The sequence below is a fragment of the Vibrio aerogenes genome, from assembly GCF_024346755.1.
GTDB lineage: Bacteria > Pseudomonadota > Gammaproteobacteria > Enterobacterales > Vibrionaceae > Vibrio > Vibrio aerogenes.
On the sequence record NZ_AP024862.1, the window covers coordinates 1,289,905 to 1,303,062 of the forward strand.

Annotated in this window: 9 protein-coding genes; 2 read left to right on the forward strand and 7 right to left on the reverse strand. The window is 43.0% G+C overall.

The annotated features are described in order from the left end of the window. Nucleotides 1-218: 218 nt before the first annotated feature. On the forward strand, nucleotides 219-845 hold the full coding sequence (locus tag OCV29_RS22960; protein ID WP_073602310.1) for a helix-turn-helix domain-containing protein: 627 nt from the start codon (nucleotides 219-221) through the stop codon (nucleotides 843-845). 104 nt (nucleotides 846-949) lie between these two features. On the opposite strand, the gene OCV29_RS22965 is transcribed toward OCV29_RS22960, so the two are convergent. Together OCV29_RS22965 and OCV29_RS22970 are read right to left on the reverse strand one after the other, a co-directional pair. Continuing rightward, nucleotides 950-2,182 (reverse strand): GGDEF domain-containing protein, encoded by a 1,233-nt coding sequence (locus OCV29_RS22965; protein ID WP_245796764.1) that lies wholly within the window; start codon nucleotides 2,180-2,182, stop codon nucleotides 950-952. 524 nt (nucleotides 2,183-2,706) lie between these two features. Then, complete coding sequence (locus OCV29_RS22970) at nucleotides 2,707-3,426, reverse strand: NUDIX hydrolase (RefSeq protein WP_073602312.1); 720 nt, start codon at nucleotides 3,424-3,426, stop codon at nucleotides 2,707-2,709. 326 nt (nucleotides 3,427-3,752) lie between these two features. Between OCV29_RS22970 and pncB the strand changes: the two genes are divergently transcribed. Then, the gene (gene pncB, locus OCV29_RS22975) at nucleotides 3,753-5,060 is read left to right on the forward strand and encodes a nicotinate phosphoribosyltransferase (protein ID WP_073602313.1); all 1,308 of its coding nucleotides are present in this window, start codon (nucleotides 3,753-3,755) and stop codon (nucleotides 5,058-5,060) included. Nucleotides 5,061-5,143: 83 nt separating this feature from the next. Here pncB and OCV29_RS22980 read toward each other — a convergent pair whose 3' ends face one another. The 5 genes from OCV29_RS22980 to OCV29_RS23000 form a co-directional block, all read right to left on the reverse strand. Next, the gene (locus OCV29_RS22980) at nucleotides 5,144-5,848 is read right to left on the reverse strand and encodes a type VI secretion system ImpA family N-terminal domain-containing protein (protein ID WP_073602314.1); all 705 of its coding nucleotides are present in this window, start codon (nucleotides 5,846-5,848) and stop codon (nucleotides 5,144-5,146) included. A 73-nt stretch (nucleotides 5,849-5,921) separates the two neighbouring features. Beyond that, on the reverse strand, nucleotides 5,922-9,425 hold the full coding sequence (gene tssM / locus OCV29_RS22985) for a type VI secretion system membrane subunit TssM (protein ID WP_073602360.1): 3,504 nt from the start codon (nucleotides 9,423-9,425) through the stop codon (nucleotides 5,922-5,924). A gap of 84 nt (nucleotides 9,426-9,509) precedes the next feature. Continuing rightward, nucleotides 9,510-10,937: a type VI secretion system protein TssA gene (gene tssA, locus OCV29_RS22990; protein ID WP_073602315.1), complete on the reverse strand. Its 1,428-nt coding sequence runs from the start codon at nucleotides 10,935-10,937 to the stop codon at nucleotides 9,510-9,512. An 8-nt stretch (nucleotides 10,938-10,945) separates the two neighbouring features. Further along, nucleotides 10,946-11,626, reverse strand: coding sequence for a type VI secretion system-associated protein VasI (gene vasI, locus OCV29_RS22995; RefSeq protein ID WP_073602316.1), 681 nt, complete (start codon nucleotides 11,624-11,626; stop codon nucleotides 10,946-10,948). Continuing rightward, nucleotides 11,623-13,158, reverse strand: coding sequence for a sigma-54 interaction domain-containing protein (locus OCV29_RS23000; protein WP_073602317.1), 1,536 nt, complete (start codon nucleotides 13,156-13,158; stop codon nucleotides 11,623-11,625). Before OCV29_RS23000 ends, vasI begins: the two co-directional genes overlap by 4 nt.

The window sequence follows — 13,158 nt, forward strand, 5'->3', positions numbered from 1 at the left end:
TTACCAAAATGTCATCACCAACCCGCAGTTTTATCATTTGGCACAACGCACACCGCAAAGTGATAGCCAGAAACCGGATTTTATCCGAACCCCTGAAAAGATGAATTTAGGACTACTTGATATGAAAGCATAATGTTATCCTTGTACGCTATTGAGTCAATTTATTGCCGGGCATTTCAGTCGCAAACGCCCTTCAATGCAACAATATTAGATCGCTTATGAATGAACAACAAGATAAAATTCACCCAAAAGCGTACATAAAAGGTCATGACGTCACAAAAAGATTAAAAGAAGTGACAAATTGTCATACTATTCTGGAATTATCTTCGCTTTTGAATATATCAAGTTCAACAATATCAACCTGGCATCAGCGGGAACTCACACCTTATGAAGTGATTCTTCGTGTGCATTTACATACAGGAGCTGCTCTGGAGTACTTATTATTAGGCAAAGGCGAACCTTATCCGGAAAAAAGTTCTCAATATGAACAAAATATGGATATAAAGAACAAAAAGATCGCCAATATCGAACATTTTCAACTCATCAATGGAGAGCTGTTCAGGTGTAAAAGATTAATTTTTGATCATGACTATTTATATAAACTGGAAGTGACTCAACCTTTGAGTATCGAATACAGAAATACCATTTATGTCATTGACCGGTCTGTCACACAAATTGTAGCTGGCATGTATCTTATTGATATGGAAGACTTTTACTCTTTGAATACGATTCAGCGCTTACCCGGCAGACGCTGTTCGATCGACGTTCTTGGTTCGACCCTTCAAATTCATGAGGACGACATCAAAGTGATCGGAAAAGTGATACTGGAAATCAATAAGAAATAATATTGACCCAATGAGCATCCAGTGTGATGTAGCAGACCTTCTGTATGCCCATGTCCTCAGGAAGCTGCAAATGCGCCCTGAGGACAATGAGGCAGGTATCATGTCTAAATCTGACAGATTTGATTACGACCGGAGGATTTAGCCTGATAAAGCGCTTTATCTGCACGCTGAAAAACAGACTCTTCGGTATCTTCTTCCTGATAAGAGGTGACACCAATACTGACCGTATAAGATGGCAGACCTTCGTCTGAATCCTGGCAAACTAATATTCTCAGCCTTTCTGCCAACATACATGCCGATGATGCTTCCTGAACAGGCAACAAAATCGCAAATTCTTCTCCACCCAAACGAAACAGCATATCAGTCTTTCTCAATCCGGTGCTCAAACGATGTACCAGATTTTGCAAGACCTGATCACCAACCTGATGGCCATATTCATCATTAATTTGCTTAAAGTAATCAATATCCAGCAAAATCAAACTGAAAAAACTGCCCCGACGTGCCAAATCCAGATGAAGCAGAACCTGTTCATCCCACTTGTGGCGGTTAAAAGCTCCGGTTAGTTTATCCTGAGTCACCATTTGCAACAGTTGTTTCTCAACTTGTTCCCGGTTAGTGATCTCCTTTGTCAAACGCTGCATCAAAAGCATCAGTTCTTGTTCAAGTTCACTCAGCTCATCACCGGGGCCGTCAACCTGAAAAATCTCTTTCCCCAGAGCTGGGTAGCCTTGCTCAATAGAAAAGTCCATATTCTGAATACCATCCTGGATTTTATTAATACGCTGCCGGAAAATATAAATTGTGTATATTGTCAAAAATAATCCAAGTAACAGTGCGCACACACCCAGCGCGGTATTCACAAATAAAAACTCTTGCTCATGTTTTTCTGCATACCTACCGGCTTCAAATGTCATCTCATCGAGCTGCTGCAATATCGAATTCACTGCAGATTCCAGTTGGGTTGAGGTTTCTTCAAGCTGATATCGCTCTGCGCTTGGGATAGACTCGTGAGAAATAGCTTCAGCAAGTTTTTTCTCAAACCTGTCACTCTGTACATGGTACGCTTCTATAACTTCCAGCAAATGCTGGTGTTCATGTCGTTCAAAGCGAATCTTATGATTGACCAGGTTCTCAGCAATCACGTTGACAGCTTTATCAAGCAAAAGCTTTAACTGCTGTTTTTGATAGACAAACTCCTGATGCGGTGTTTTCTTTTCTTTGGGTAATTTCTCTTTCAGTTTAAATTGTTCAAACAAAATATGTCGTTCCAGCTGAATCATTTCAACTTCGCTCATAATCTGATTCAGAGGAATATCTATATATGCCACTTCATTCATTTCATTTTCTATTAATCTCAGTTTATAAATCGAGTAAATAATCACAATTAAAAGAAAAGAAAGTAATACGATAAATAACGTGCTTATTTTCCGGCTTAATGACATATTATACCAATTGAATAGTGACATATAATTATTTTACCAATATAAAATCAATCCAAAAGATTAACAGCACAATGCAATTAATCTCTGATAATCAAACCATCGCTTAAAATCAGTTTAGTACTTATCGTCGCTATCATATGGTTTATTCAGACGATGCTTTTAAACTCTGTTGATACTTTTAATGCCGGGTATAGTAAAAAACAGACTATTTATCAATACTTAATCAGCAGAAAAAGAGTAAATGCCAGGATCTTTACATTCCTCTCAAAATACAGGTAGTTGATAAGATGTCTCTGATCCTGAAGTAAATCACCGGTTTAAGGGCGATTCTGATTCGAAAACGTTTCTTATATTGAAAATGAGTGACTTGTGCATCCAGAATCGCTGCACGGAAATTACCTCACAAAACCGGACATGTGTTAACCCGTTTTCAGACAGGTTTGAAAATAGGTCACCTGATCACTTGCTAAACAGTAGACAGTTGCAGGCTTTCCCCCCTTCCCTTTACCTGTAGGCACGACTTTGTTCATACTCACGATGACACCAGAATCAATCAAACGACGTTTGACTGTCATCCGGTTTACTTCAACACCAAACTGTGCATATGCTTCTATGATATCGGCTACTAAAAACTCTTTATCCAGAAAAAACAGCACAACGGATGTATATTCAACCGCCGCACGTAATTTTTTCCATGCATGCTTTATCTGGGCGACATGATCAAATGCCATCTGAAATTGATGCGTGATCAATGCATCCAGATCAAACCAGTCTAACCGGTTTCGATCAACGCCTGCATTTTCAATTTGCCTGGCATTAGATGGATTCAGCAATGCATAATGTGAAATGCTGACACTCCATCCATCCGGATCCCGTTTAGGATTACCATCAACTAATGGATCGCTGATAAAATTAGGGTAAGTATGAACTTTCTGCCGGCATATTCTTCTCCTTGCAGCGTCAAAGTCTTTGTCTACGGGCTCTCCACCTGCGTCTGTCATGTCTTCGTCGTAAACCAGACCACCGGGTATCGCCCACTCACCAAAGTGTGGTCTTTCAGGATTAGAACGCTTCATAAGCAAAGCCTGTATACCCTTGCCTGAAAGACGAAGACAAATCATATCAATGGTAACAATCATAAAACCTTCCCTGCAAAAAACTCATCTATCCCCTCGGGCGTGTTTATCTTTCATCGCCGTTCCTGCTGATTATCCGGAGACGTATTCTAAAAATGCATGAATAAGAGGTCAAACTTAATCACTTGATGTTACAAACTTGATATCACTCTATTTTTTATTTGTTCCACACATTTTGAACTCAGTCAACTCATTAAAAACCTGCGATAAAGCATAACAATGTCTCAGGATTATTGATACACAACCAGTTGACAAATAGTACGAGCTATTTTAATGTCGCTCAAGTTAGGAACATCATGTTACTAATATGACTTTGTGAGGATGTCATTATGAATACAGGCCTGTTTTCCCAACATATGATTAAAAGTCTGCTGGATTTAGATGCATATAAAATCAATATGATGCAGGCAATTCACTCCTTCTATCCGGATACAGAAGTCCGTTATGAACTGATTGTCAGATCTGCTGAAGATATCAGTGATCTGCTAAGCGATATTCGCTATGAGATAAAGCAATTGGCACATCTGCAATTTTCTGAACGTGATATCAGGTATCTGGAAAAAAGTTCCCCTCATCTGAAAAAGACATTCTTGCATTCCCTGCGTTACTTTCGGTTCCAGCCAGAGCAGCAGGTTGAGCTGGGCATCATCCATGAAAACGGCAAAAAACAGCTGCGCGTCAGTATTCATGGTACATGGCGGGATACAATTCTTTACGAAACAATGATTATGTCGATCATTTCAGAGGTCCGCAGCCGCAGTCACTGGAGCGATATGCCAGCGACCCGGGCCAAAGATGTACTGTTCCAAAAAATAACCAGCCTGAAGAATAAACTCACTGAACGGGGGATTCATAACTTCAAAATCACTGAAATGGGCACACGACGCCGGTTCTCTTCTGAGGTGCAGCATCAGGTGATCGATTATATGCAACAATACATACCAGACTTATTACTTGGTACCAGCAACTATCATTTTGCCCGGGAGTTTAACCTGCAACCCATTGGCACTATCGCGCATGAATGGTTTATGGGACATCAGGCGCTTGTTAACCCGGCAGATTCGCAGCAGGTCGCTTTGGAACAATGGCTGAAAGCTTTTGACGGACAACTTTCAATCGCTCCGACAGACACACTCACAATTGATGCATTTATTCATGATTTTAACGTTCATCTGGCAAAAGCCTATGATGGCGTTCGTCATGACTCAGGCTGCCCTTACACCTGGGGCGACAAAATGATTGCTCATTATGAAAAGCTGGGAATCGATCCGAAAACAAAACTGTTTGTTTTTTCTGATGGACTCAACTTTGATCAAGCCTTAGACATTTGTGAATATTTTGCCGACAGAATCCAGATCTCATTTGGTATCGGCACCTTCCTCACCAATGACCTCGGTGCATGGGAAAACGCTCAAAACCAAGCTTATACGCCGCTTTCAATTGTCATCAAGCTGGCTGAATGTAATGGGCGGCCTGTCGCCAAAATCAGCGATGAACCAGAAAAAGCGATGTGTGAAGATATTATCTATCTGGCGAATTTAAAGCAGCAGTTCAACATACCGTTAGATATCGATAAGCTCATCTCAACACTCAAAGAAATGAAAAACCACCAGCGAAAATATATTGCTGCAGCCTGAACAAGATAAAACAATTGTGTCTGAACCGACTCAAAAGACCATCTGTATCATCTGCAAAATCAGTTGATACAGATGATTTGTGATCAGCTAAAGAGTTGCATATTTAACCAAAACCAATATCCGGCACCTGAGAGAATCCCTCCGCCAATAAAGGCAAACAAAACCGGCCAGGCGGATCGTTTGCCTGCTTTCACGACCTGAACACTTTGCCCGGCTTCACTGACTTCATTTCTCTTCAGCGCGACCTGATAACAGGTCTCAAGACCATCAATATGCTCAAAGATGACATAGCCAATGGATTCAAAATCAGCTTTAACTGACGGATAATCAGTTTGCAGCAAATAGCTGATTCGCTGGCAATACTGCTCACATTGATACAAATATCTCAGCATCTCATAACCTGCTTTCAGATTCTGCAATTCAATCAATGCCTGTGCATTCGCCCAGCGTAACAAACGCTGTATCTGGCGTTCAGTTTCGTGAACGACTTCACCAATGTTAAGCATGCAGCTATACATAAACTCCAGCCCAAGGGCGTAGCCACGTAATCCATCAAGTTTTAGCAGAGCGATTGTATAGTAAGTGCTTACCGCCATATCAGCACCAACTTCCTGAGAGAGTTGCTCACATTCCTGCTTTACTTTCTCCCAGTTTGTTCCACCAGAAAATGGTGAACGCTCGCTATACACTTCTTTCTTAACAGACTGATAAAGTGCATGCCCGGCCAGCTCATCATGTTCACTGGTTATCATAAATGATTTATTTTCAATAAAGATGCGTTGGGACATATCCCCTGCGACCCCTGAATAAAGGGAGCGCCAGAAGCGCTCCATAAAACTAACTGCGGTTAAGCTTCTATATCTAATACAGATTTGCAGAAAGTTTGAATGATTTAAACAATCTCTGTGTAAACGGATTCACATCATCTTCAGAATTAATCCGGTAAATCATATCACCATGATCAACACGGAAGCGGTAATCAACCGATGTTGAACTTGCGGCAATCACATCACCAAAGTCAAGCAATCTGAAGAATGCCCATGGCCCCTGAATCACAATACTTCGTGGTGAAAGATTCGATTTAGCCGGAATCAAAGTGATCTTCGATATGGCTGAATCCCGCAAAGTATTCGGCCAAATCAGTTCAGCATTTTCTCTCGAACCATGGCTGTATGTCAGGAACTGTCCATCAACATTCAGTACACTTCTGCGTTTGTTACTGGTTAAACGTAACGGCTCAACCGAGAAACTGACATCAAGAATCCCTTTCCGGTTAAAGAAGGCTTCCCGGATTTGTTTCGCCTGTTTCAGCTGTTCAAGCACTGAATTTTTAACCACGCCCTGAGAACCTTCACTTTCACTACCCAGAACACTCTTCTCATCAATAAATATCTTGAGCTGATTCTGATAGAAACTATCCAGAATACCATTTGGGGCGAAGAATGATTCAAAGTCCGCCAGAGATGCGTCTTTCTTGGAAGCGGGATTAAACGGATAACGGTTCGCCAGCTTTTCTTCAAACACCCGGTAAACATCATTATGCCAGCGCACTTCAAGATACTTAATCGCTTCCTGTTTTATCACATGCCAGCTTTCATCAGAAAGTTTGGTTAAGATACGATCCAGTGGTGTTGGCAGGCCTGATGCAATTCGTCTCAGTGTATAAATCGGATCGGCATTTACCAGCTTCATCCGGGACTTAGTCGCGTTCAGCGCAGCCATCCCTTCATCAGGAGATGCCTGAATACCTTTCAAATAAAGTTTCAATTCATCCACAGCACCAATCACTTCATTAATGTAAGCCGGCTTATCTCCAACAGCTGTCAACATGCTGTTTAAGTCAGCAAATGGTGTGTCAATCGCTGCAGCCATCCGGTATTTCGGCTGTTTCAGTAATTCTTTCTGCGCTTCTTCATCTTTTGGCTGAATATCAAACAGCTTTGTATTCTCTTCCAGAGTTCTCATCAAACGCTGAATAGGCTCAACACTGCTTGTTATATTTTCCAGCACTGAAACAGCATCGTTCATGTCGCTGAAATATTTCATATCGATCTCAGCCAGTGCTGCCCGCCAGGTTTTCGTGTAATCAGAAACGTATAACTCCCGGATTTGATCACGAAGTTTCTGTTTATCCGCTTCACTGAATTCAGCAGATTTACTCTGGCCCAGTACCCAGCTATCAATCAATGCCAGTTTTGAAACTGATTCAACCTGAGGAATGAAATATTCTTCAAAGCCTTTCTTGGTCAGCATTTGCGGAATATATAATCCGTCGCTGTTCACAACCCGCTCATCAAAAACCAGATCAAACACAGGACCAATCAGATTTCTCAGATTAATATCCGGGCCAAGAATTGTTTGTGCATTCTGCTTCAGGTTACGGTAAACCCGCTGTCTGTTTGGCATTGTACTCAGTTCTGTCTGCACCTGAGCAATTGTCTGATCATAAGGACGCAATACCTTATCCGCATTTTTGTCACCCTGAGCACGGGCTATCGCCAGATTGGTATGATCCATCGCATAATCTAAGTGGCCCAGCAGCTCTTCCTGAACCAGCCGTTTACCCGGAAACTCCTGCTGCCAGTATTTGCCGAAATAATCGAGCACCATGTCTTTATAGCGGCCGCTCTTATCCGTCATCATCCGGAAAACACGTAAAGCATCCAGCTTTTCTTCATCAGTTTGCGCCTGATTTAACTGAACAATGACATCAGAAATCAGAATCGGCAAAAACCGGGTTTCCAGCATATTCAGATAGGTACTTTCAACCATGGGTCCAATTGTATGGCCCTGATAAAGTCCCATATCCGCAAAATACTGTGATTTATTCCGGAAGAAACCAAACTCAAGCGTTGCTTCCCGGATTTTATTCAGCGAATCCAGCATGTCCTGCTGAGAGGCTTTATAAATATTTTTGGGCAGCTCATTCTTAAACTGATTGACCTTTGTCAGTACCGCATCCGAGTGATTCACGTTAGACAGATAATATTTTTGCCATGAACCAAACAGCAGTAAAGTCACAATCGAACAGGCGACAGTCGACAGCATCAATAAACGACGCTTCTGCTTAATCACTTTTTTATTGTCTGATGCTAAACCCGATTCCGTATAAATGATTTTCGTAAATAGCTGATTGGTAAAATATACGGTTGAGTTCTTTGCTATCTGCGCTTTATTAATCGCATGCTCAAGCCCATAACGACGTGAGGCGGCATCATCAAACGCATTACTTGGCACACCCTGCTGATACACCGATGTGAAATACACCCCACGAACAATCGCAGAGAGAGAGTACTGATCGTTCCCCAGCGCTTCCCGTAAGAACTGAGTCAGAATATCTTTTAACCCGGCAACCTGACGGCTGAAACTATAGATACCGTTTCTTTCATCCAGCTCCATCGGTGCAGAAGCAGAAACCGGCAGCATTTCATTCACCGTATCAACAAACTGTCCGTACTCATTTTCAAATTCAGCTAACCACTGATCGTCATCATCATCCGGCTTCAGCTGGAAGGTAAAGCCCAGGGCTTCTTCACGCTGCTCTTTGGTAAAATTCTTAAAGAAGGGTTCAAATCCGTAGAGTAAATCCAGCTTGGTCAAAGCAATATAAACCGGTAACTGAATTGACATCGTTTCAACAATTTCACGCACCCGGGCGCGCAGAATACTTGCGTAAGCTTTACGCTCAGACGCTTTCACTGAAGCCAGATGAGACACATCCAGCGCTAAAACAATCCCGTTTAAAGGACGACGGTTCCGGGTACGTTCCAGCCATTCAACAAAATGCTTCCATAAACGGCGTTCCATCTCGCCATCTGTATCCGCATCACGATGGCCCTGAGTCAGTAACTCACCATCAGGGTCAATCACAACGGCTTTATCACCAATCCACCAGTCAAACGAGTATGGATTTTCACTTTTTTGTCCGGATGCTCTCATCACCGAGGTCATGGTGAAGTTCTGACCAGAACGGTTAATCAGACTGGTTTTACCTGCGTTCTCTAATCCAAGTACCAAATACCAGGGATGCGTATACAGAAAATCCCGTTTATTGATATTCTTCCGCATATTCGCAATGACTTTATTGAGCTCAGCTTCCTGCTTCTCTTCAAGTAATTTGATTGGATCCTGACGAAAACGCTCTTCACGTTCCTGCTGCTCTTCATAACCCTGAAGCTTTTTCCACTGCCATACCCCCCAGATTGCGGCAACCAAAAGCCAGAATACAGTCGTGGCAACTGCCCGGTTTGTGACACTTTCAAGAGGTTTTGTATCATACAATGTCAGCCAAGGGCCTGCCCACCAGATAGCAACGTTGATTAAAATAAAACACAGGAACAGTAACATAGGCATGACAGCTAACATGCCTGGTTTTGGCTTCAGTTTTATTTTTTTCAGTAGAGCAAACACTTTTTTTAAGATGGATAACATGGAATAATTGTCCTTCGCTTATTCTGACGTTGAATATTTTTCTAGTCGTTGCATGAGAGAGGGCTCCCAATCTGAGACACTCGCTGCATTCACCTGACGGTATAATGTGAAATACTGCTCTTGCGCCATCGCAGAAAAACCATACTCTTCAAGTAAATCCGCCGATAGCAATCGCCAGTAAAATTTGTCGCGTGGTTCAACTGAACTTTCAAGACCCTGATTAATCATAGAAAGAGCAACAGCAATACCAGCTTCTTTGGCCAAAGTGAACGCTTCCTTACGTTTTTCCTGCCACCCTCCGGTCGCGGCAACGACAGGAGATGAAGCCTGCTCATCTTCCTCATCAAGCCAGGAAAGAACGTCGGCAGTCACAAATGGCTGCCCACCTTTGAATTTCAGTTCTTTTAACGCAGGCAGACGTTCAAGAAACATCTGTGTCTCTTCTTTAATCGCTTTGCACCAAACCGGCTTCTCTAATTCTTCTGCGATCCGGTAGCTCATCAGCTGTCCTTCAAACCAATAAGGCGCGACAGTCAGACTCTGCTCTACCTTTCGCCACAATGCCATATCCGGACTACGCATTAAATCCTGATAATCTTTGACCCGATCTTGCTGCATTGGTCTTAGCATGGTTTCATTATCAGAGTTGTGATCAGGCACTGAGTGAATGCCGGACCACACAGCATAACGGCGAACCCGGACAGACAGAGCAATCCCTTCTCCATTTTCACCAAGAAAATCTGATACTTTAAATAAAGTCTGCTTTGTCGCCTTATCACTAGAACTGTCAACGGACAATGCAGGCGCTGCCGTCACAGTCGCAGATGACTCAGTTACATTCTGAGACTGAGACGAACCGGTATCTGACGCCTGCTGCTCAACACGCTGCCTTTCTTCAGCAAGACGCATTTTCGTCCGGACCGTTTTTAACAGATCATCAGAAGCATCATTGCTGATCTCTTTTTCTTCAACGGCAGTGCTGAATAACGCCAGCGCATTTTCCAGATCGCTCATGAGTTCGCCGGTGAAACGTTCAAATTCCTGCTTTTCAATAATCAGGTTGAACCGTTGGATAATCTGCCCGAAAAACTTCTGGCGCGGGAGTTTACCCCGTTGTCCCGGCGCCGGAAAGCTTTCTTCCCAATACAGGGAAATAAAGTCAGCCAGAATAAACAGTGACATATTAAACCGGGCAGGAATGACTTCGTGGTGCAAACACTGGAGTAAATAGACCAGTAACTTGATATCTTTGGATTTTTCTTTGAGCAGCTTCAGGACACTATGTTCCACCTCGTCCCACTGGACACTCGCATGCGACAAAGAACCAACTTTCATCATCTGGTCTTCGACAAAATCAAATAAAGAATCATCAAGTAACCGTTCACCTACCGGATTCTCATCACTGATAGGTGAAGCAACACATTGGCGATATTCAGAAAGTTCCATGCTTATTCTTACCACCCACAACGTTTTCTTAACGGTTTTAGTGCCTGTTTCAATTCATGTGTATCGAAAGACAAACCGTCCACTTTAACCGCATTCGATCGCAGAGCAATGCTGCTTTGCGATGCTATTTTTCTCATCAGGCTGATCGCGGGCATCCCCCGGCCGGAGGACAGTAACAGCCCGGCATCATCACTCCGCCAATATTGAGTCGTACCATGGACACTGACTTTCACTCTGGCTTCAGGAATTGCTTCCGGAAGCGCCAGATCAATCCGGCTGATTTTATCAATACAACTCATCATTAATACGGCTTTTTGATCTTTACTGAAGCGACCCTGATCATTCAAAGCCAACAGTGTTAACCATGCATTCCCATGTTCATCTTCGGTTCCCTGAACCGTCAGATTCATCATGCTTCCATCTTGTGTTTTTGCCGCTGATTCCATAGCACGAATCCAACCAACGGATGCCTGGTTATGTTCAACAATCTTTGGAATATGCATCAGCGGTGTATCAAATACGCGGTCAAAGCAGCGCAGCCGGTCTAAACGCTCCGTGACGTCACGACATTGCTTTGCTTTTTCAATCAATAGTTTTGAATCTGATTCAGGTGCATCTTGCGCATGAACCAAAGCAGTGTGTATCAACAGAATCAAGCTAATAAATAAGCTGGATACTCTTAATTTCATGGCGATTTAATCTCCAACTTTTGACATTTGTAAGCCAAAGTTCGTTTTGGAATTCCAAGGCTTTCAGCGGCTTTTGTACGGTCTCCGGAAAAAAGTCGTAACCGCTCCCGGATAATTTTCGATTCAAAATCCTGTAGTGCCTGCTTCAAATCTTTAATGACAGTACATGATTCAGGTTCTTCAACGGAAAGAAGATTAAGCTCTTCTCTGGGAAGAATCCGGTGAATCAGACTGTTTGCTAAAACTTCCTGATCATCCTGAGTCTGCGCACATCCGAATTCAACCAGATGTTTCAACTCACGTACATTCCCGTTAAAGTTATGCTGCTTCAGACAGTCAACCGTTTTGTAATTCAGTCCGCGGACATGTGTCCCGTGAACCTGATTATAAATTGCAACAAAGTGATCACTGAGTAATTCAATATCTTCGATCCGATCCACCAAGCGTGGAACCAGTAACGGATACTGAAACAAACGATAATAAAGATCCTGACGAAAAGACTTCTGATGTACCTGATTTTGCAAATTCACATGGGTTGCTGAAACCAGACGAAAATCAGAAGCATACTCTTCTTTCCCGCCGATGGGCCGGTACTGATGAGTTTCCAGCACCCGAAGCAGCTTCGCCTGCAACACGAGCGGCATATCTCCGATTTCGTCCAGAAATAAAGTACCGCCATCAGCCTGTTCAATCAGTCCCTGCTTGTCTGTATCCGCTCCGGAAAAAGCACCTTTGCAATAGCCAAACAACTCACTCTCAAGCAAATTTTCCGGAATCGCGGCACAATTAATCGCAACAAACGGTTTTCCTGCACGGGGAGAGAAATCATGAATTGCCTGAGCAACTAATTCTTTTCCCGTTCCGGTTTCTCCCTGAACCATCACAGACAACCGGGAACCAGCAGCACTGATGATCTGCTCTCTCAGCTTCTTCATTGCTTCACTGCAGCCAACCAGTGTCCGGGAAAGTTCATTCACCATTTGGCGTTGCTGGTTATTTCGCTCTACATCAGATAAAGATTCCCGCAGATTACGTTGGGTAAACTCTTCTTGCTGCATGTCGATCAACAATGACCTTTGCTGACTGAAAACCTGCTTATAACGATGAAATGTTTCATCGGTAAATGTGTCGTGTATTTTGTCCGCATTGCCGACAACAAACAGAACGGCTCTGACAGACTGGTGACTGACCGGAAGTGGTTCAACTCTCGCTGCAGAAAACATGCTCATGGATTCAGTCAACTGACAAAAATCACGATTCTGCTGCCAGAACACCAACTCTTCTGACGAAATTTCCATCGGTTTTCCGGACTGCAGAACATGCGCAAACGGACAATCAAAGTCAGTCACAGACCAGGTTTTATTCAGTGATTGCAGATGGGGCACCAGCGTGCGCCCATCTGCACTCAGGAAGAGAACTAAACAAGTCTCAAGCTCCAACTCATGCTTTACAGTCTCAGCAAAAAGCTGTGCTAATTGCTGTGGCTCTCTGATTCCAATTAAATCAGTGGCATAAGTTAACCAGCGACTCAT